The 20,397-nt window shown below is 57.1% G+C and carries 19 protein-coding genes; 10 read left to right on the top strand and 9 right to left on the bottom strand.

Annotated elements, in window-relative coordinates; all coding sequences use genetic code 11:
- Positions 1–66 precede the first annotated feature (66 nt).
- The 3 genes from GFN93_RS07850 to GFN93_RS07840 all read left to right on the top strand — a co-directional run bounded on the left by GFN93_RS07850 (position 67) and on the right by GFN93_RS07840 (position 2,644).
- Complete coding sequence (locus GFN93_RS07850; protein ID WP_153500334.1) at positions 67–1,113, top strand: M14 family zinc carboxypeptidase; 1,047 nt, start codon at positions 67–69, stop codon at positions 1,111–1,113.
- Between the two features lie 114 nt (positions 1,114–1,227).
- On the top strand, positions 1,228–1,704 hold the full coding sequence (locus GFN93_RS07845) for a hypothetical protein (protein WP_153500332.1): 477 nt from the start codon (positions 1,228–1,230) through the stop codon (positions 1,702–1,704).
- 217 nt (positions 1,705–1,921) lie between these two features.
- A complete protein-coding gene (locus GFN93_RS07840) occupies positions 1,922–2,644 on the top strand; it encodes a TorF family putative porin (RefSeq protein WP_153500330.1) in 723 nt (240 codons plus the stop codon).
- 253 nt (positions 2,645–2,897) lie between these two features.
- Here GFN93_RS07840 and GFN93_RS07835 read toward each other — a convergent pair whose 3' ends face one another.
- The 5 genes from GFN93_RS07835 to GFN93_RS07815 all read right to left on the bottom strand — a co-directional run bounded on the left by GFN93_RS07835 (position 2,898) and on the right by GFN93_RS07815 (position 6,769).
- Entirely contained in the window at positions 2,898–3,830 is a 933-nt protein-coding gene (locus GFN93_RS07835; RefSeq protein ID WP_153500328.1) for an endonuclease/exonuclease/phosphatase family protein, read from the bottom strand.
- A gap of 199 nt (positions 3,831–4,029) precedes the next feature.
- Positions 4,030–4,452, bottom strand: a complete 423-nt coding sequence (locus GFN93_RS07830; RefSeq protein WP_328594397.1) for a type 2 periplasmic-binding domain-containing protein — start codon at positions 4,450–4,452, stop codon at positions 4,030–4,032.
- A 12-nt stretch (positions 4,453–4,464) separates the two neighbouring features.
- A complete protein-coding gene (locus tag GFN93_RS07825) occupies positions 4,465–5,694 on the bottom strand; it encodes a carbohydrate porin (RefSeq protein WP_153500326.1) in 1,230 nt (409 codons plus the stop codon).
- A gap of 81 nt (positions 5,695–5,775) precedes the next feature.
- The gene (locus tag GFN93_RS07820; RefSeq protein WP_194285767.1) at positions 5,776–6,222 is read right to left on the bottom strand and encodes a copper chaperone PCu(A)C; all 447 of its coding nucleotides are present in this window, start codon (positions 6,220–6,222) and stop codon (positions 5,776–5,778) included.
- Positions 6,203–6,769 carry an SCO family protein gene (locus GFN93_RS07815; protein ID WP_194285766.1) on the bottom strand — a complete coding sequence of 189 codons (567 nt, stop codon included), beginning with the start codon at positions 6,767–6,769 and terminating at the stop codon, positions 6,203–6,205. Before GFN93_RS07815 ends, GFN93_RS07820 begins: the two co-directional genes overlap by 20 nt.
- A 94-nt stretch (positions 6,770–6,863) precedes the next feature.
- Between GFN93_RS07815 and miaB the strand changes: the two genes are divergently transcribed.
- Complete coding sequence (gene miaB / locus GFN93_RS07810) at positions 6,864–8,201, top strand: tRNA (N6-isopentenyl adenosine(37)-C2)-methylthiotransferase MiaB (RefSeq protein WP_153500323.1); 1,338 nt, start codon at positions 6,864–6,866, stop codon at positions 8,199–8,201.
- Between the two features lie 36 nt (positions 8,202–8,237).
- On the opposite strand, the gene GFN93_RS07805 is transcribed toward miaB, so the two are convergent.
- The gene (locus GFN93_RS07805) at positions 8,238–10,283 is read right to left on the bottom strand and encodes an NHL repeat-containing protein (RefSeq protein WP_235901731.1); all 2,046 of its coding nucleotides are present in this window, start codon (positions 10,281–10,283) and stop codon (positions 8,238–8,240) included.
- Positions 10,284–10,594: 311 nt separating this feature from the next.
- On the opposite strand from GFN93_RS07805, the gene GFN93_RS07800 reads away from it, so the two are divergent.
- Genes GFN93_RS07800 through GFN93_RS07785 form a run of 4 tightly spaced genes read left to right on the top strand, consistent with a single transcriptional unit; the run spans position 10,595 to position 14,351 of the window.
- Positions 10,595–11,599: a PhoH family protein gene (locus GFN93_RS07800; RefSeq protein WP_153500321.1), complete on the top strand. Its 1,005-nt coding sequence runs from the start codon at positions 10,595–10,597 to the stop codon at positions 11,597–11,599.
- Entirely contained in the window at positions 11,571–12,092 is a 522-nt protein-coding gene (gene ybeY, locus GFN93_RS07795) for an rRNA maturation RNase YbeY (RefSeq protein ID WP_153500319.1), read from the top strand. Before GFN93_RS07800 ends, ybeY begins: the two co-directional genes overlap by 29 nt.
- Positions 12,092–12,976, top strand: coding sequence for an HlyC/CorC family transporter (locus GFN93_RS07790; protein ID WP_153500317.1), 885 nt, complete (start codon positions 12,092–12,094; stop codon positions 12,974–12,976). Before ybeY ends, GFN93_RS07790 begins: the two co-directional genes overlap by 1 nt.
- Positions 12,945–14,351, top strand: a complete 1,407-nt coding sequence (locus GFN93_RS07785; RefSeq protein WP_153500315.1) for a rhomboid family intramembrane serine protease — start codon at positions 12,945–12,947, stop codon at positions 14,349–14,351. Before GFN93_RS07790 ends, GFN93_RS07785 begins: the two co-directional genes overlap by 32 nt.
- A 100-nt stretch (positions 14,352–14,451) precedes the next feature.
- On the opposite strand, the gene GFN93_RS07780 is transcribed toward GFN93_RS07785, so the two are convergent.
- From GFN93_RS07780 to GFN93_RS07770, 3 genes are all read right to left on the bottom strand, one after another.
- Positions 14,452–15,120 (bottom strand): hypothetical protein, encoded by a 669-nt coding sequence (locus tag GFN93_RS07780; RefSeq protein ID WP_153500313.1) that lies wholly within the window; start codon positions 15,118–15,120, stop codon positions 14,452–14,454.
- 11 nt (positions 15,121–15,131) lie between these two features.
- Positions 15,132–15,770: a phage tail protein gene (locus tag GFN93_RS07775; protein ID WP_235901729.1), complete on the bottom strand. Its 639-nt coding sequence runs from the start codon at positions 15,768–15,770 to the stop codon at positions 15,132–15,134.
- Positions 15,771–16,253: 483 nt separating this feature from the next.
- Complete coding sequence (locus GFN93_RS07770; RefSeq protein ID WP_328594394.1) at positions 16,254–17,636, bottom strand: B-box zinc finger protein; 1,383 nt, start codon at positions 17,634–17,636, stop codon at positions 16,254–16,256.
- Between the two features lie 303 nt (positions 17,637–17,939).
- Between GFN93_RS07770 and lnt the strand changes: the two genes are divergently transcribed.
- Together lnt and GFN93_RS07760 are read left to right on the top strand one after the other, a co-directional pair.
- Entirely contained in the window at positions 17,940–19,412 is a 1,473-nt protein-coding gene (gene lnt / locus GFN93_RS07765; RefSeq protein ID WP_153500311.1) for an apolipoprotein N-acyltransferase, read from the top strand.
- 113 nt (positions 19,413–19,525) lie between these two features.
- Entirely contained in the window at positions 19,526–20,392 is an 867-nt protein-coding gene (locus GFN93_RS07760) for an MBL fold metallo-hydrolase (RefSeq protein ID WP_153500309.1), read from the top strand.
- Positions 20,393–20,397: the final 5 nt, after the last annotated feature.

Raw genomic sequence — 20,397 nt, 5'->3', positions numbered from 1 at the left:
GTCACATTTCTGTTACCTCCCTGCAGTAACCTCTGCGACACATTCTGCTCCTGCCCTGCCCCGCCTATGGAAGACCGCCTTTATCTGCTGCAACGCCATCTTCCGGAAATGCTGGAACTGGAGGCATTGATCCGTGAGGGCGAACGGCATCTGCGGGTGAGCACCGTCCATGACGTCCCCATGGGCGAACTGACGCTACCGGTGAAAGTAATCGAGATGGGCTCCACCTCCCCCAGGGTCCCGGTGATTGGCTTCTTCGGGGGCGTGCATGGTGTGGAGCGAATTGGCAGCCAGGTGCTGATGTCCTGGCTACATAGCCTGATCCACCGCCTGCAGTGGGATGACCAGCTACACCGCCGGCTGGAGCAGGTACGGCTGGTGTTCATGCCCATGATCAACCCGGGTGGCATCTGGCGACGCACCCGTAGTAATCCCAATGGGGTAGACCTGATGCGCAACGCCCCTGTTGATGCCATGGGCAAGGTCCCGTTTCTGGTCGGAGGTCATCGCATCAGCCGGCATCTGCCGTGGTATCGAGGTAAGCGCGGGGAGCCCATGGAGCTTGAGGCTCAAGCCATGATCCGGGTGGTGCAGGAAAAGCTTTTCCCCGCACCATTCTCCATGAGCGTGGATTGCCATAGCGGCTTCGGCCGACGCGACCGCATCTGGTGCTGCTATGCGCGCAGCCATCGGCCCATTCCTCACATCGGCGAGGTGTTTCGGCTTAAACAGATATTCGAGAACACCTACCCCCATCACCACCCCTACCTGATCGAGCCCCAGTCGGTAAATTACACCACTCACGGTGACCTCTGGGATTACCTGTACGACGATGCCCAGGAACACGCTCCCAACCACACCTTCCTGCCCTTCACTCTGGAGATGGGCTCCTGGCTGTGGGTGCGCAAGAATCCGAGACAGATGCTCGACTTTTTCGGCTACTTCAATCCCGTGATCTCCCATCGGCATCACCGGGTGCTGCGCCAGCATCTGCCCCTCTTCGAATTCCTGACCGGCATGACCGCCAATGCCGGCAACTGGCTACCCGCCCCCCATCAGCGAAACGCTCTGACCCAGGAAGCGGTACAATACTGGTTCCCGCCCCTGGATTAATTGCACCGATTTGGCGCTTCTCTTGCATTGCTGTAATCATAACCATAATCCGGTAGGCCACAGGACCTGATTACGGCATTTCTATCACGATCAACATAAAGGGATACCCACCCGATGAAATACCTTGCCATCGCCTCCTTTGCCATCACACTGGCTGGCTGCCAGCACCTGAGCTATCAACCTCCCCATGGTGAAGATACCGCTAAAATCACTTTCACCACCAATGGCACCCCCGCACAACCGGTTATCTGCGTCCCCGGCAAAGGCTTCCGATCCACCGAATACTCGCTTGCGAGAACACCAATGGGGGGCGATTCCATGAACGATTTAATGCAAACGCTGAAAAAAAACCCAACTGTTACGACCACAATTTCACCATCTGAGCAGGCCCGTGTTGGTGTTGTCTATAATCAGAAAAGCCTCAACAGCACTCTAAGAGACCGATGCAAAATCGCGTTGCAGTTTGATGCAATAGCTGGCGAGCATTATCAGGCAAGCTTTAATTATTCTGCAGACCAGTGCGGTCTTTCGATTAGCGACAGCACTGGCAAGGCAGCTGATGCAGTGCACATCGACTGGGAATGCCCATAACCAAGGCACCACATCGGTGCATGGCACCAGTGCGGTGCACCGATTCTTCATCAGCCCTAAGGAAAATTTCAACCCCTTTACACAGTATCGCATTAAGCCATTGATAAATAATAACTAGTTAAAACTGGCACACTCTCTGCATTATTCATTGCGAGCCTGATAGGCGGTGCGCCACCAGCGCACATTGAACAAATTAGACTTGTTAAGAGGGTTGCACATGAAAAACGTATTTGGTCTGAAGAAAGCCGTACTGGCCTCTGCTGTTGCCGCTGCTGTCACACTGCCTTCCATGGCCGCTGCTGAAATCAGCGGCAGCCTCGGCATCTCCAACATGTACTTCTGGCGTGGTCTTGATATCTCCGCCGGTGGTGCACAGGTTGCCGGTAGCCTGGATTACAGCCATGCCAGCGGCTTGTATGCAGGCGTTTGGGGCAGCTCTGAAACCGACACCACTGAGTATGATCTGTATGCCGGTTACGGCGCAGAAGTTGGCGGCGTAAGCTTCGACATTTCTTACTGGGACTACAACTACCCAAATGACACCGACAGCGATCTCGAAGAAGTCATCGGTAGCGTTGGTTTTGCAGGTCTGACCGCCACTGCTTACATCGGCGTGGGCGAGATTGGCCATGGCCGTGTTGATGGCGAGCCAGCTCCTGACAACGAGAGCAACTACTTCACCCTGGGTTACAGCTATGACAAGTACGGCATCACTGTCGGAACTTGGGACAACGAAGCTGATGATACTAACTACACCCACGTCGATCTGAGCTACGCCCTGACCGACGAACTAAGCTTTACTGTTTCCAAGGTAGTTGATGCTGACGATTGTGCGATCAACCTGACAGATGCTCTAGATGCTGATGGCAATTGTGTCGGTGATAGCGACGACGTAGATGACGACACTCTGTTTGTTGTTTCTTACAGCTTCGCCATCTAAAAAGTACGACCGGGCAGCTTCGGCTGCCCACAGTTTCAACGCCGCGGGGCTCTCCCTGGTCCTCGCAAACACGCAAGCAACCCCGCGGCGTCTTTTTAATTTTCAGCCTGACGCACGAAGTCTGATACAACAAAGCCAACCAAGTATCACGCGATGACAAAACAGGCCTGATATCCCGTTTTATCTTCTCGTTTTTGTTTCAGCTAATAACGAATGCCGTGCGGCACTTATGTTTGCGCACAGCCTCTGATTTCTAATCTCCGAAGTACACCACTAACGCATCGTGATCTGACACCGGGGACACCCCGTTCGACCCGTACAAACGATGGTAACGCCCGGCATTCCCGCGGCTGACATCTACCGCTTCCACCTGATGCTTCAATACTGGAGATAGCCAGATATGATCCAGCGCCTGGGGGCGACAGCGGTGTCGGTAAGAATATCGCTCGGAGGCACTCAGCTTTTGCCAGACATTAAACAGACCTGAAGCCGCAAACTGCTGATAACTGTCCGAAAAGCGGCCGGCATCCCAGGTGCTGTTGAAGTCCCCGGCCACAATCACCGGCTGCTGCTGCTCTGCTACCCAGCCTGCGAGCCGACTCGCCTGGCGTCGTCGCTTATCAAACACGCGAGAAGATTTCAGGTCCCGCGCACTGCGCAGGTGCACCACCACCAGTTCAGCACTTACTGGCTCACGCAGGGAAACCCTCAACGGGGGGCGAGAGTAAAGAAACTGCCCCCGGTATCGCTCGGCCGCGAACAGTGCGCGGGGATTTTCCAGCTCTACCGGTGCACGATACAGCAACCCCACGTCCATCCCCGACGGATCGTTGCCCTCCAGCAGCACCACACGGTAGTCCCACCCCCGTTCGGCCAACCTGTCCGCCAGGGACTGCAGCAGCGCACGGTTTTCCACCTCCTGCACAGCGAGCAGATGCGGGGCTTTGAGCGTCTCGACCACGGCACTCGCAAGGGCGTCCAGCCTCCTCGAAAGCAAGGCCTGCGAAATTGGATCATCCAGACCGGAGTCCTTGTGGGTATCCCTAAGCCGCCACAGGTTCAGGGTTGCCAATGTCCATTGATCTGCCGCAGGCGCAGACACGGCCCGGGCTGCCGCCAGGTTCTGGCAGTCAGCCAGCGCCGGATGGGCATAAAACAGCGTGAGGAATAGCAGAATTCTTCGCATGCCCGCAGTCTACGAGCAGGCCAGAGAGGTTTACAGAGGTGATTCACTCATCGCGGGGTAAGAAAGAGGCGGGGCTTCAGGTAAGAGAAGGAGACAGACACTCCCATGGAGCGCCATCGGGCTGGCTCTTGCCTCAATTCAGCGCTGAACGTCCAAAAAAAAGCCCGCTAAATATAGCGGGCTTTTGGTGTCAGAAAACTCAAGGACGGTATACCACCTTCAGTCCTGACGGCACACGAGCTTCATCCAGATAACCAATAAATCCGGGGTCACTGCCAAGCAACATACCCATCTCGCGCTCGCTGGAGACTTCCCGTGGCGGCATGCCGCGGCCAGTGAAGATCATCCGGGCCCAGTAACTTTTCATCTGCTCGGCTGACTTACCCATTGCCTGCTGATAAAAAAGTTCGCGCGTACCATTGCTGCCGGGCAAATCCAGTGGCTTCACACTCACACCGGATACACGACGCAGCTGACCATTGAAGATTTGGCGGACCTGATTCTGGGAAAGACTGGAGATACTGCTCTCAGCACCCACTACCACAACCGGATCGGCCATAGCGGTAATGCTGACAAGCATTCCAGCCACAAGAAGAAAACGGGCTAACAATCCTTTTTTCACCTTTCTTCCCCCTTAAAAAACCAGATCGACAGACAGCCGAACGACCGTCGGGTTGTCCTCTTTAAAAGGACTCCCATCCGTCACGAAGAAGCCTGAAGTGCTCACGTCTTCATCTGCAAAGTCGTAGTAGTAGCTGTACTCCCCTTTCAGGGAAACCGACTCGGTGAGCGAGTAACGCAACCCGGCAGTCCAGCTCTTCTGTCTTTCCGCCAGACCATCCTTCAGCATCTGCGGCAACTCATCATCCAGTTCCTTGGGATAAACCGCGGCCCAGGTGACGAGCGGCATCCATTTACCCAGATATTTACCCAGGCTCACGTAGCCACTTTCACTGGATGGGTACCAGTTGCCAAAACTCAGCTGCGCCACTTCACTGGCAAAAAACCAGCTGCCATTGTCATATTGCAGTCCGGCACCGGCAAAATAGGTGTAGACATCGTCCAGGCTCAAGCCAAGCGCCGTCGCTGGAATCAATGCATCCAGGTCATCCTGGGGTACGCTGACAGAGGCCCCGGAGTATGCTGCCCGGAACGTCCAGTCGCTCCAGCGGCTAGTCAGATTAATCCCGCTGAGGTCATCCGCCTGGAACTGGGCATTACCTGCCCGTGCACCGGCATCAACGGTACTGGAACCCCAGAAGCCGGACACACGGTGGTAAACCGGTCCGGTGGCGAAGGACCAAGCAAGTTCCATACCTTCCATGGTTTTAACCGGAGCCAGAAGGTACACCTCGGCCGGCGGGGTTACCCACGGGTAGGCATAACCGACATCCACGTACTGGGAATGCATGTAGAAAGGCGCAACGATTCGACCCGCCTTGGCGCTGACGGAGTCCGTCAGGGCGTAGTCAAGGTATGCCCACTGGATCTCAGCATCGAAATCTTCTTCACCTGACGCAAACAGCTGGACCACCGCCTGCGCTTTCTCATTGATTTTGGCGTTGAACTGCACACCAGCGCGAGTGAGGGAGTCATGGCTCCACTTATCGCCAGATCCATCGATATAGGAGGCTTCGCCGGTCTCTGTAGGCGCATCGGCGATGCTCATTCCGGCAGACAAAAACCCATTGATGGAAATCCGCTCTTCATCCTCCAGCGCACCTTCCAATTGCTGCTGTTCCAATTGGTCGAGCCGCTGCTCATACGCTTTTAGCCGCTGCTCAACGTCGCTTTCCGACGTTTCAGCCCAGACTGGTCCGGTCACCAGGCCAAGCGTCAGCGCGGCAGAAAATGCTCTTTTCATAATCGCCCCATCGACCTACGTCGTTTTCATTACATTGAAATACGACAAACAGGCGACATTATGCCGATCATACCGGCCCCTTCAAGCTTCAAATGGGGACGTTCCGCTGACCGTAAAGTCAGCGCAGACAGGCGCACCCTCCTTGAGCTCGAGACACAGGCGGGCCTGCTCACCCTCAGCAGGGACTCTGGAGAGATGCATTAGCATCAAGTGCATACCGCCAGGAGCAAAGGAAACGCTCTCCCCTGCAGGTACCTCCACTGCGTGCAAATGGCGCATGGCACGGGTGCCATCCTGCTGCACCGACATGTCATGCAGCATGACGTGGCCTGCAAAGTCGCCCTGTGCGCCGGTTATCATCACCGCCGCTTCGCCAGTGTTGGTCACAGTCACATAACCGGCCATGGTGGGAGAGACGGGCGGCACCGCCCGCAACCAGGCCTCACTGAGTACCAGCTCTGCCTGGGCTGTGGCGGCCCAGGCCATCGCGCTGACCAGCACCGCGCCTTTAGAGAAGACTTTCAGCATCAGCTGCCACCTCATCAATATTGAAATCCGCCGGATACAGCTTGCGCACCCGCGCCTGATCATCCAGCAGGTAAATATAGTCACTGTGGGTAAAGAGGTAATTCTCGCCCTCATTCCCTTTGATAAACACGACGCCGTACTGCTCGGCTACCGCCCTGATCTCGGCAAGGGTGCCAGTCAGCCCGATCATATTGGCCTTGAACCAGGGCAAGTATTCTTTCAGGTGCTGGGCAGTATCGCGCTCGGGGTCAAAGGTAATGAAAACCGGCTGGACCTTGCCTGCGAGGCCCGCCTCGTCCAGAGTGCGATAGACCTGCGCCACCCGGGCCAGCACCGCTGGACAGATATCCGGGCAGTGGGTATAGCCGAAGAACAGGATAGACACCTGCCCTTTCAGGTCTTGCTGGGTAAAGGGCTTGCCATCCTGGTCCGTTAGCGAAAACTCACCACCCAGACGGGTATTGATGGGCAGGTCACTTTCTGGCTTGTCGCATCCCGCCAGCATAATCAGCAGCAGGAATGGCAGGATGTACGGCAGTTTTCGCATGATCGCTCCGGTTGGTATAATCCGCGCCCATTTTGACGCTATTCAACGGTTAGGCAAGCCAAACCGGCTCGCTGCCCCTTGATGGAGGTGCCCCTTGGCACGCAAGCTTTTTATCCAGACCCACGGCTGCCAGATGAACGAGTACGACTCCACCCGCATGGTGGACCTGCTCGAATCCAGCCACGGCCTTGAGCAAACCGACAATCCCGACGAAGCGGATGTACTGCTGCTCAACACCTGTTCCATCCGTGAAAAGGCCCAGGAAAAGGTCTTTCACCAGCTTGGCCGATGGAAAAAGCTCAAGGACGCCAACCCCGACATGATTATCGGCGTGGGCGGCTGTGTGGCCAGCCAGGAAGGGGAAGCTATCCGTGAACGTGCGCCCTATGTGGATGTGGTGTTCGGCCCCCAGACCCTGCACCGCCTGCCCGGGCTGATCACCCAGGCCGCCAGCACCCGTGAGCTGGCCATTGATGTGACCTTCCCGGAGATCGAAAAGTTCGACAACCTGCCGGAGCCCAGTGTTGACGGCCCCACCGCCTTCGTCTCCATCATGGAAGGCTGCTCCAAGTACTGCACCTTCTGTGTGGTGCCCTATACCCGTGGTGAGGAAGTCAGCCGTCCGGTGCAGCCCGTATTGGCCGAGATCGAACATCTGGCAGAAATGGGCGTGCGTGAGGTGAACCTGCTCGGCCAGAATGTGAATGCCTATCGCGGCAAAGGCGCCAGCGGAGAAACACTGGATCTGGCAGACCTGATACTGCTGATCCGGGATATTGAGGGTATTGACCGCATTCGCTACACCACCAGCCACCCGGTGGAATTCTCCGATGCCTTGATTCAGGTATACGAGGAAGTGCCAGAACTGGTCAGCCATCTGCACCTGCCGGTGCAATCCGGTTCCGACCGGATTCTGGCGATGATGAAGCGCAATCACATGGTGCTGGAATACAAGAGCAAGCTGCGCAAGCTGAAACGGATCCGCCCGGATATCTCCTTCAGCTCAGACTTCATCATCGGTTTCCCCGGGGAAACCGACCGGGACTTTGAAGACACCATGGATCTGATCCATGACATCGGCTTCGACATGTCCTTCAGCTTTATCTACAGCGCCCGCCCTGGCACCCCGGCGGCAGACCTGCCGGATGATGTGCCCATGGAGGTAAAGAAGCAGCGACTGGCTATTCTTCAGCAACGCATCAACCAGAACGCCCAGGATATCTCCCGCAAAATGGTGGGCAGCACCCAGCGTATTCTGGTGGATGGTTTTTCCAAGAAGGACCCCGGCCAGCTCAAGGGGCGTACCGAAAACAACCGAGTGGTAAATTTCCGCTGCGATGACACCGATCTGATCGGCAAGTTTGTGGACGTGACCATTGCCGAGGCCTACAGCAACTCCCTGCTCGGCACCGACCCGCGTAACCCGGGCTAAGTACCCGGGCTACGCTTTTCCTTTAGCGTAAAAGGCTTAAGGGTTGCTTTGCAGCAGCCCGTCATCATCCCGCATCGGGGCCAGGTAGTCCGGAAGCAATACGACAGACTCGGGGTTGTTCTGGGCGAAGCTGGCATCCGGTGTCACGTCGCCGCCGGCGCTGTCGAACAGGTTGTCGAAACGCAGCACCTGCTTCTGCGACTTCTCTGCCACATACAAGCTGGCGCCATCCCAGGCAATATCCACCGGATTGCCCAGCTGGGTATTGCCCACCGCATTGTTGTCGCCGTCATCGATACTGATCGCCACCGGCGTGTTACCGTCGGCACGGTCGGCCCGTTCGATCACGTACAGCTTGCCATCTGTTCCATTGGCACCGCTGCCCACATCAGAAACGATCAGCGCTCTACGATCAGCCACATAGACAATGCCATGCAGGTTGGTGGGCGTCGCCACCGGCATCCCGCCGATAGTGGGGACAATGATGCGATCCGGGCCACCGGTTCCACGATCCGCACTGTAGTCATCAAATACCGCCACGGTGCCATTCACCAGCGCCACATAAAGGGTATCGCTGTCCGGGTCATAATCCAGATCCCAGGGCGCCACACTCAGCGGCGTCGTATAGAGCGGCGCCACATTACCACCCGCCTGGGCACCAAACACCTTCACCGCCGGATCACCATTATCAGTGACCAGCACCAGTCCCAGCTCATCGGCCACATCAAACCCTTTCGGGCTGACCAGACCGGTGTTGGTACCACTCACCATGCGATCACGACTGAGCGAGAACATCCCTCCATCGCGGGCCACTCCCAGGCGGTTGATGACAGCCAGCATACCGGTACTGGGTGTGGCGGCATCATCAGCGGTAAGGTAAACATCCCCCAGCTGATTCACGCTCACACTTTCCAGAGACCCACCGACGGTGAAACTGCGTGTGATGGCTGAAAGATCCGTGTCCAGTACCACGACATCCGGCTCGCCCATCAAGGGCGGGTTGCTGGTCACCAGCACCCCTTCAATGGCAATGCGGGTGTCATCAATATCCGATACATCGGCTCCGAGCGGCACCGTAGCGTCGCGAACCAGCGCTTCCGGCTTAACCGAGTCCACCACCCGGGAGGGGGCCACATCGCCGGACTCGCCGGCGAAAATATTGTTGTACACCAGGAGCGCGTCATTGGATTTTTCCGCAATGAAGGCCCGGTTACCTTCCAGTATCAAATCCACCGGGTTGCCGAGGAGCGTGGATGGGCCTGCCAGCGTACGATCGGGTGTCACCACGCCTTGCGCGGTAGAGGCACTGGAAATCACGTAAATCTTGCCGTCATCGGCCACCGCCGCATCGCCCACATCAGAAACCACCAACGTATCGATGTCTGCCCGATAGGCGATGCCATGCAGGTTGGACACTGCCATGCCGTCACCGGGGGTAATGGTACGGGCATTCATGGCCGAAAAGTCACCCGCCACATAATTGTCGATCACCAACACGGTACCGTTGGTCATGGCCAGGAAGGCTCGATCCTGAGACTCGTTATAGACCAGATCCCAGGCATTACCGGGCAAGGCCGTGCTTGCCAGGGGAGTGGCCACATCGCCTGCCGCCGTGCCGTAAACCTCTATGCTGTTACCGCCCACGTTGGCCGCGAAGATCAAGCCCGCCCGGTGTGCTATGGCGATGCCTTTCAGATTCGCTGACCCCGGTGCCGCCACCGTCCGATCCAGTGCCAGATTACTCATGGCACCATCCAGCCGGGAGGATGCGCGGTGTACCACCTGAAACTGGCTCGGCGACGCAGTAATGTCGCTGGCAGCGTGAAGATTCCCCAGCAGATCCAGAACGATCCCTTCATTGGCTGAGGACTGAAAGGTGGCCTCGACACTGAGATTCGGCGCCAATCGATCGATCTGGCCCTTGTTGTCAGTGCCGTTATGCATCACCAGCAGTGGCGCCGAACGGGCGCTGGGCGGGATCACCTGCCGGTTGCTGTTGCTACTGCCATTACCACCGCATCCTGCCAAAGTAAGGGCCGTGACCATCGTTAAACCCGTCAACCACTGCATATCCCGATTCATCTTGACGCTCCTGATCATTCCATGAAGTTGGTACCGGCAAACAAAAAGCGGGTACTCACACAGTTACGCGGTCGCGGCAGGTCTGGATGTAGCGGAACGTTACAAATCGTAAGGCCCGGGTAAGCTGGCAGTCGTTGGCCCGAGCGTGGTTTAACCCCACTTGTCAGACAGTCGTTCAACCCGCCTTGCGGCCCGACCGTCGGTGGCGTTAGGGTAACTGCCATCAGTGACAGCAAATTATCTTTCCCGAAGGCGGCCTTCGGAGTATTCTGAAACCCTTTGCAACAGCCCGCAGGGCCACCTTTTCCATCTTGGACACACCACTCGCTTCTCAGCATATTCGTCTCGAACCCAACGATTCCCGTCGCCTGGCCAGCCTGTGCGGTCATCTGGATGAACACATCAAACAGATCGCCCAACGTCTGCACGTGGATATCCACAATCGCGGCAACCAGTTTCACCTCTCCGGTGAAGCCGACCTGGTGGAAGCCGCTGCGACCATCCTTTCCGAGCTGTACGACCAGACCCGCGATGGCTCCGAGCTGACGCCGGAACAGGTGCATCTGCACCTTCAGCAATCCAGTGTGGCGGAGAAAGCGACAGGAAACAGCGCGGATAATACCGTGCCTTTTCCCTCAGATGACGTGGTCATCCGCACCCGCCGGGTCAAGATCAAGCCCCGCGGAGCCCACCAGCGCGAGTACGTCAAGAGCGTGCAGAAATACGACATCAATTTTGGTGTCGGCCCCGCCGGTACCGGCAAGACCTGGCTCGCCGTGGCTTGCGCCGTAGACGCCCTGGAAAAGGCCGAAGTGCAGCGCATCCTGCTGGTGCGTCCAGCGGTGGAAGCCGGTGAGAAGCTGGGTTTCCTGCCCGGCGATCTGGCCGAGAAAATCGACCCCTACCTGCGCCCGCTCTACGACGCTCTTTATGAAATGCTGGGTTTTGAAAAGGTCGCCAAGTTGATGGATCGCATGGTCATCGAAGTGGCTCCGCTGGCGTACATGCGCGGACGCACTCTGAACAACAGTTTTGTCATTCTGGATGAAGCCCAGAACACCACGCCGGAACAAATGAAAATGTTCCTGACCCGAATCGGCTTCGGCACCCGCGCCGTGATTACCGGGGACGTAACCCAGGTGGATCTACCGCGTCACCAGCGCTCTGGCCTGGTCAATACTCTGGAAGTGCTGGAAGGGGTAAAAGGGATCGGTGTAACCACATTCGACAGCAAGGACGTGGTACGTCATCCGCTGGTTCAACGTATTGTAGAGGCCTACGACCGTCATGAGCGGGATACCGACAGCCAACGTTGACATCCAGTGGGCCGTCGAGCCCACGGATGCCCCTGACGACAGCCAGCTTATTGCCTGGGCTCGCCATGCCTCCCAGGTCGCAGGCTGTGCCGTAGGAGACATCACCCTGCGCATCGTGGATGAAGATGAAATTCGCGAACTCAACCGGGACTACCGCGGCAAGGACAAACCCACCAACGTGCTGTCCTTCCCCTTTGAAATGCCCGAGGGGCTGCCCGCCGATGCGATGGAGCCGCTGCTGGGCGACATCATCATCTGCGACAGCGTGGTCCGCCAGGAAGCCATTGAACAGCATAAATCCCTGCAGGCACACTGGGCTCACATGGTGACCCATGGTGTATTGCACCTGCTGGGCTACGATCATATAGATGACGACGACGCCGCCGTCATGGAAACACTGGAAATTCGCGCTTTGACAGAACAGGGGTTCGATGACCCCTATGTCGATGCAACCGATAACACAATTGATAAAAAAATGGAGCAAGCCCCCTGATGTCAGACGATTATTCGGATAACGGTACCAGCCGAAGTTGGTTGGAGCGTGTCGGCCAGTTTTTCTCTTCCACTCCGGGTGACCGGTCAGAGCTGCTGGAACTGATTCGCTCCATGCGCGACAGCGACGTTATTGACGGGGATACCCTCGGCATCATTGAAGGGGCCATTTGCGTGGCCGATATGCAGGTGCGGGAAATCATGATTCCGCGCTCGCAAATGGTCAGCATCCGCTCCAGCTCCGACCCACGTGACTTCCTGCCCACCATCATCGATTGCGCCCATTCCCGCTTTCCGGTGCTCGGTGATGACCCGGACGAAGTGATTGGCGTGCTACTGGCCAAGGATCTGCTACCGCTGATCCTCGATCCTGCCCGTATGGAACGTTTCTCGATCAAGGATCACACCCGATCGGCTATGGTAGTACCGGAATCCAAGCGTCTCGATTCCCTGCTGCGCGAGTTCCGCATCAGCCGTAACCACATGGCCATTGTGGTTAATGAATACGGCGGCATCGCCGGGCTGGTGACTATTGAGGATGTATTGGAACAAATCGTCGGCGAGATTGAAGACGAGCATGATATCGAAGAAGACGATTATCTAATCAAGAATCTGGATAACGACGAATATACCGTCAAGGCGCTGACGCCCATCGACGACTTCAACGAGCACTTCCGCTGCGATTTCAGCGATGAAGAGTTCGACACCATCGGGGGCTTGGTGATGCAGAAGTTTGGTCGACTGCCGGGGCGCGATGAATCCGTAGACCTGGATGGCTACCGCTTCACGGTACTCAGCGCCGATGGCAGAACCATACGATTGCTGCGCGTGACACCGCCGGGGGAAAACAATAATGAACCCATCACCGAACAGGCCAGCGACTGACGCTACCAAACTCGACTGGAAAAGCTTTCCATGGGCGCTCATGTTGCTGGGCGCCCTGCTATTAGCCAGCCAGTTCCTGAACCCGGGCAAGGGGCAACAAACCGCGCTGAGCTGGTATGAAAGCAGCGGTCTACAACAGCTGGAATGGAACAACTATTTGTCCTGGCTGCGCTTCAATGGCAACGCAGAGCAGGCAAAAATCCTCGAAAAGCAGTTAAGCAACGGTAATCCTCATGGCTATGCCGCAGCCATGTTTGCAACGCAGTTTGTCGAAGATAGTGACAAACGCGCCCGCGACTTCTGGTCATCCGAACAGATCGAACAATGGCGCTCCTTACGTGCGCAGGTGCCGCAGCAGCTGGAAAATTCGCCGCTATATCGTTGGGGCCTGTCCGCAGCAGACCCACGCCCTTCGCGCTTTTTCACGGCACCATTCACCGGCGGCTCACTTTGGCTGACGCTGCTTGGACTTGTTGGCCTCGCCGTTGTTGCCCTACGCCTGGAACGCCAACTCGGGGCCGGAAGGATAGTGGTGATCTGGCTGGCGGGCAGCCTGCTCAGCGGCGCCGGCTACTTGATGACGGTTGGGCTTGGCGAAACACCCCTGCATGGGGCTGCCCCTGCGGTAATGGCACTCCTCGCTGCCGCCGCCGCCCTGTCCCGTGAGCCGATTCATCTGACCTTGCCAAAAGGGAAAACGGAACAGCTTTCACTAAGCCTCCCAGCTTGGATTGTAAGCATCGTGCCTTTGCTGCTACTGGCTGCCATTGCCTTCACCAAAACACCGATGTTTGCCAATCTGTCGGCGGGCCTGCTTGCAGCCTTCGGGGGCGCACTGCTGGCCGTGGTAATTCAACCCCATGAAAGCGCGGAAGAAGTCCCTGAGCAAGATGCTGCGACCATTAACGTTGAGCTGCAACAGGCGTTAACTCACGGTTGGAGTGCCTTGGGAAAGTTGGATGGCGGCACTGCAGAGCGCCATTTCCGGGAAGTCCTTAAAAGCGAGCCTGAACAATTCGACGCCCTGACTGGACTGTTCACGGCCCAACAAATGCAGCAACCCACGCCGGAAGACTGGCATCAGACCGCAAACATCCTTTTCAGCCTTCAGGTTGACGATGCAGCACAGGCCACTCAGATCGCACACCACTGGAGGCAGTATCGACAGCATGCTGCCAAACTGCCCGAGCCTGCCCTGTGGCAACTGGTCATTACCCTGACCGCCGCGGAGGAGCTCAAGTTAGCTGAGCAGCTGGCGATGCAACATGCTGAGTATTCTGACGAACAGGAACGCCGTAAGGGCGCGCTCGGCGTCCTCCGTGACGCCTTGCTAAAGGAAGGACTAAGCCAGCGGGCCAACGCGCTACCGCAATGAGTTCAGCACCAACCCCCAAACCAACCTTCGCTGACCTGATGTGGGCTGGACCCGAAGCTATCGATAAGCATCGATAACCTCGGCCTACTCTGCGAAACGATTAGATCCGCTTGTAACGCCGCAGTATCAGCAATACTGAAAAGAACCAGAAACCGAATACTGCCCCACCATTGCCAAACGGAGTCGGCACGCTACCTGCAGAGTCCTGATCGGTTACCGGCCGCGGTGAGGGTGGCGTCACAGGAAGCTCGTCCATCACTTCATAGGCGACGCTCTCAAGAAAAAAGTGCACATCGCTCACTGGCGCACTGTCATCCGAGCGAATCTCCACCCGCTCAACCTTCTCGAACCCGCTCAATATGGCCACAACCCCCGACTTCGTATCATCACTCCACAACGGCCCCATGGATTGAGCGACCACTTCCTGCCCATCACGAAACCCCCTCACTGTCAGCAGCGGCTCAGCCATCTGAAACAGATCAGTTCCGCCAATAGCCTGCAGGGTCAGATAGGCATGATTACGGGGCTCAATAATTACCGCTGTTGCCGGGCGTGTTGGATCAAAGCCGGGATAGAGGGCATACGGATCACGCACCCCTTTCATGCTGCCGCCGCTCTCGGCAGTAATGATCAAATCATCGGTAAGCACCTGGCTGGACAGAGACTCATGATGCGCCCAAAGCCCACCATCAAACTCTTCCACCACCGCCCAGGCCGTTCCCGCAAGAAGGACAAGGCCGGCAGTAGCTACGCAGGGAACTAATCGCATGGCAGCAGTCCTCAGTTACGGGAAGGGTAAATCCCCTGAAGCGCGACACAGGCGCGCAGCACCTGATAGGGTGACATGTTGTCATGGCCCCGCCCGCCCCCCATTAAATCGGTATTACCATTTACCGACACACTTTCGGGCGCCATTTCCACCACATCTGCAGCACTGCCAGGTGCAGGTGCATACACCGCAGCCCGCTGGCCATCCGCCAGCATTGCGGTCTCAGCAGAAGGTGTTTCCCCCGCCAGCTTGCTGGCATGCAGGGTAGCGGATGCTTGCGTCAGGCCATGCTGATGAGAAGGCACGTCACTGACCTGCAATACCACCTCTTCTCGGCCTCCTTTTACTCCCAACCGGCGATCAGTTAAGCCAGGTCCGTGGCCGACATGCATAGGCATTCGACCCCGCAGATCCGGCAACCCAAAGGTTGTGCGCCCATCGCCTCCAAACGTCGTACCGTAGAGCGAGAACAGTGCCGTATGTGAGCTGATCGGCAGCAGCTGTCCACTAGCTTCCGTCCAGCCACGCGGACAGAATGTGTATCCCACCCACATGATTTCACCAATAAAAGGCGTATCGGCTGCAAAAACTGGCCTTGCCGGTACCAAAAGGACAACCGACAGCACCATTGCAGAAATCAACTTGTTCATAAGCCCCCCAGCAAAAAGAAGTTGGCACAAATATTTGCACAAAACATAAACCCCTACCCTAGGCCAAAAGGGTGAATTATCAGGCGTGAATGATTCAGCAAGAGACTGAGCATTTCATTCGATCACAGTGCTGCGGAGTGCATTTCCAGAATGCACTAATCAAGGAAAGGCTGCAGGGGGAGAGCTCGGTGCCAGATCCCCACTGAGGGAACTCCCTTTTGGAGAACGAACCTTGCGAAGCGAGGCACCGAAGGGAGTATTTCAAATCCTGCCAAGGCTGAAATTGCTGATCGCTATGCAACCATGGGGATTCGCCTAGCCCCCTTCGGGCCGAACTACTTGCGTTGCTCCACTGCGCTGCGTTCCTACTGGGAGCCCAGCTAATTTGATGGCGCCGAACTCAACGGGTTGGAAGGCGTTTCCGTTTTTCAAAAAAACGGGGAACTTTTTAGGTTTTCTTATCCAATCGAGCATAGCTACGGGCTAATCCGCCCATGCCTGCCGCAATTCATTAATCTGCATGCGCAACCTCGCACTCTGGCATTTGTGTTCCACAAAGCGCAGATACTGCTCTGCTTTTCCAGATAACCCGAATTTTTCCCCCAGTGTTTTGGCCAACAACAAATAGGCCTCCCCCAAGTCATCAAAATCCGGGTAACTTTGGTGCAAGTCTTTTAGCAAGTTCACCACCATCTTCGGTGCGAGGTCATAAACCCCCTTGGCGATGCTCAGTCTGATGGCAGGCCCGGCGGGCAACCAATTACTCTCCCGTGCGCGCTGATCAGTAATGACTTGCAAAGCCACGGGCCAGTCATTGGCAGCCACCAGCACATCCAGGTAGGGCTCTACCTGCTGCTGGCGCTCACTATCCTTGCCAAGAATCGCCAGCAGATGATCATTTTTTTTCCAATCCGCCAGACTGGCCTTCTTGGTTTTCACCACCTTGGCTGAAGACAAGAGCACCTTATCGAAGCGGCCGGCACACAACAGCACATGCTCTCGACGCTCTGCAAGTGGCTGGGTCACCCGGGGGGCCCCTGGATTCAGCCCCCAGAGGCGCCCGTGGCTTTCCAGCATGGCAGCGCACACGGCAGCGAGAGACAACCACCAGTAAGCGGCCAATGCCCCTCCCACCGCCTGGGTCAACGCTGCCGGCAGGACATCCATCACCACCATGACCACTGCCGCAGATGACAACCAGCCCAGCACAGCCACCAAGGCGGCAACCAGATAATCCCGAGGTGCGGAGAATATATAGGTGGGCGCTGCAGCCCAGGCACCGGGCGTCGCCCCATGCACCTGAATCGATAACCACAGCGCAGGCATCAGCAGCATGGCAACCCCACCCAACACTAGCCCAGCCACCGTCGATACCCAGGTCATCAAAGCCATCGACGCCAGAAGCAACACAATCGCTGGGGCGGCCTGGAGCAGTGCGCCAGCCCAACCAAGGCCTGAAGAGAGATCTTGCCAACGCGGAGTACGCTGACGATGATAGTGACGTCGGCTCTGCGCCTTGTCCGCCATGATCGCCTGCGCAAAGCCAAAGGCGGGAATTCCCCCCAGCACGGCCAATGCCAGTAGGGCAGGAATCGGAGGGATGACAGCCGCTACCACCGCCCAGATCAACAGGGCTGGAAGCAACGAAAGCTGGATTGGGTATTGCAGGAAACGATCCAGTCGATGCCAGAGCGGGGCCGTACTGCCCTGCCCGAAGGGTTCGACGGACTGGTTACACAGCAGGCAGCGCGCCTCGCTGTAATTATCATCGCGACCATCCACACATTGCTGACACAGGTACAGCCCATCATGCTTACAGAACCAGAGAGCATCGGTGCCCGGATGGTACTTGCAAAAGCGATTCACTATGATGCCCCCTAAGCAGTCGTTCCGGTTCCGGGGGATGCTTGAGTTGAGAGCGTAACGTTGAAAGGAACTAAAAGCGTCTGCTCATCCGCCAGCGCCATGGGCAAGGCCGCCAGTCTGTGCGCGGGACTTGCTGTTATTGCCCGGTAGCCAGATCGCTTTTGTTGCAACTTTGAGCGTTAGATTCTCAACTTCTCCCCTCGACCGTTGATCATTATTTACTGCTACTTTATTCAACCCATTGCACAGACTCCATAATTCACCGCCGGGCGGCTTGCCTGCCGGTATGAAACGAGGATAACCATGCGTTACCGTTTGCTGGCCCTGATGGCCGGCCTGCTCTTTCCGCTAGCCTTTGCCCCCTACGATCTGTGGCCCATGTTGTTTGTCAGTATTGCGGCAGGCTTCTTTTGCCAACAGCAGGCGGGCAGCGCCCGGGAAGCCCTGCTGCGTGGCTGGCTCTATGGCTTGGGCATGTTTGGTTTCGGCATCAGCTGGGTACATGTTTCCATGCATGATTACGGCTTCATGCCGTTGTGGATGGCCATTCCCTTCACCGCGATCTTTGCCGCCTTTCTGGCTCTCTTCTATGGGCTGAGCTTCACCCTCACTTGGCGTCTGGGCAGATCGGCGCTGGTCTTTGCCGGAAGCTGGCTGCTACTGGACTGGGTACGAGGCTGGTTCCTCACCGGGTTTCCGTGGCTATATGCTGGCTATGGTCTGATCGACACCCCGCTTGCTCCGCTCGCCCCCATTGGCGGTGTCTGGCTACTCACTCTTGCCGCCGTGCTGTTGGCCAGTACCGCGATCCAGTTACGCCAGAGCGGCCCCCAACGCTGGTTTTCACTGGGTATGTCAGCACTACTGCTGGCAGGGACCGCCATCGCGCATAACCTGACTTTTACCCAACCCAATGGCGCGATGCAGCCTGTAGCCCTGGTTCAGGGCAATATTCCCCAGGATCTCAAGTGGCAGATATCCATGCGTGAGCGCACCCGTGAAATCTACCATGAGCTCACCGCCACCATCCCTGATGGTCATCTTGTCATCTGGCCCGAATCAGCACTGACCGATTTCTACCAGAGCACACCGGATTTCGTGGAAGCGGAGGGCAGAGCCCTCGAAGCGCGCGGCGGGGCATTCATTACCGGGGTGCCCTGGCGTACTGTGGACAACCGTGGTGTCTCCTATCACAACAGTATCGCCGCCATTCCGCTGATCTCCGAAGACGGCCATGAGCGGGTCTATCACAAGCAAAAGCTGGTGCCCTTCGGTGAATATGTACCGATGCAATCATTGATTCGCGGGCTGATCCCTTTTTTCGACTTACCCATGTCTGGTTTTACCCCGGGTGATCCGTCACAGGCCAACCTGCACACTCTGGGTCACACCATCGCTCCCTTTATCTGCTATGAGATTCTCTACCCGGAGCAGGTTGCCACACGCAGTCATGGCGCAGACGCCCTGATCACCATCAGCAATGATGCCTGGTTTGGTACGTCCGCCGGCCCGCTACAGCACTTCCAGATGGCACGCATGCGCGCCCTGGAGACCGGTCGATGGCTGCTGCGCGGCACCAACAATGGCGTCACAGCAGTGATCGATGAGCAGGGCAAGGTGGTGGACGCGCTGCCCCAGTTCGAGCGTGATGTGCTGCTCAGCCAGTACCAGCCCCGGCAGGGCACCACCCCGTTCATGGCCACCGGCGTGTGGCCCTGGTTGTTACTGGCAGTGATCCTGCTGGTGGCAGGTTCCCGTTTCAGAATCAGGGAATAGCGAATCAGGCAACAGCTGCATATTCCTTATTGGTATATACTTATAGCTAATTTGACTTTGGGCCTCAAAGCCCCTATAACAGTGACATTGTCGAATCCATTTGGGAGAGCACCATGTCACGCCCCGACGTCAAAGCATTCTTTGATCATGACACCAATACCGTCAGCTATGTGGTGACCGATCCGGAAACACGGCACTGCGCCATCGTCGATTCCGTACTGGATTACGCGCCCAATTCCGGCCGCACCCGTCACGGCAGTGCCCAGCAGATTGTTGACTATGTGAAGCAGGAAAAGCTCACCGTCGACTGGCTACTGGAAACCCATGTCCATGCCGATCATCTCTCTGCTGCGCCCTGGATCCAGGAGCAGCTGGGCGGCAAGCTCGCGATTGGCGAGCACATCACCACCGTGCAGGAAACCTTTGGCAAGGTATTCAACGCGGAAACCGAATTTGCCCGCGACGGCCGACAGTTTGATCACCTGTTCAAGGATGGGGAAACCTACAAGGTGGGCAACCTGGAAGCCCGGGCCATGCATACTCCCGGTCACACCCCGGCGTGCATGAGCCATGTCATCGGCGATGCCGTGTTTGTCGGGGATACCCTGTTCATGCCGGACTACGGCACCGCACGCTGTGACTTCCCCGGTGGGGATGCGCGTACCCTCTACCAGTCGATCCAGACACTGCTGGCACTGCCGGATGAAACCCGCATGTTCCTGTGCCACGACTATCTCCCGGACAGCCGCAAGGAATATGTGTGGGAAACCACCGTGGCGGATCAGCGCAAGCACAATATCCATGTACATGAGGGCATCAGCGAAGAGGAATTCGTGGCCATGCGCGAATCCCGCGACGCCACTCTGGACATGCCGCGCCTGATTCTCCCGTCAGTGCAGGTCAACATGCGCGCAGGCCACCTTCCCCCCGAGGAAGACAATGGCGTCAGTTACCTGAAGATTCCACTCAACGCGCTTTAAGGAGC

The organism is Alcanivorax sediminis, assembly GCF_009601165.1.
GTDB classification, from domain to species: domain Bacteria; phylum Pseudomonadota; class Gammaproteobacteria; order Pseudomonadales; family Alcanivoracaceae; genus Alcanivorax; species Alcanivorax sediminis.
The sequence above is the reverse complement of the archived record's forward strand: the minus strand, read 5'-3'. Positions and strand labels throughout refer to the sequence as shown.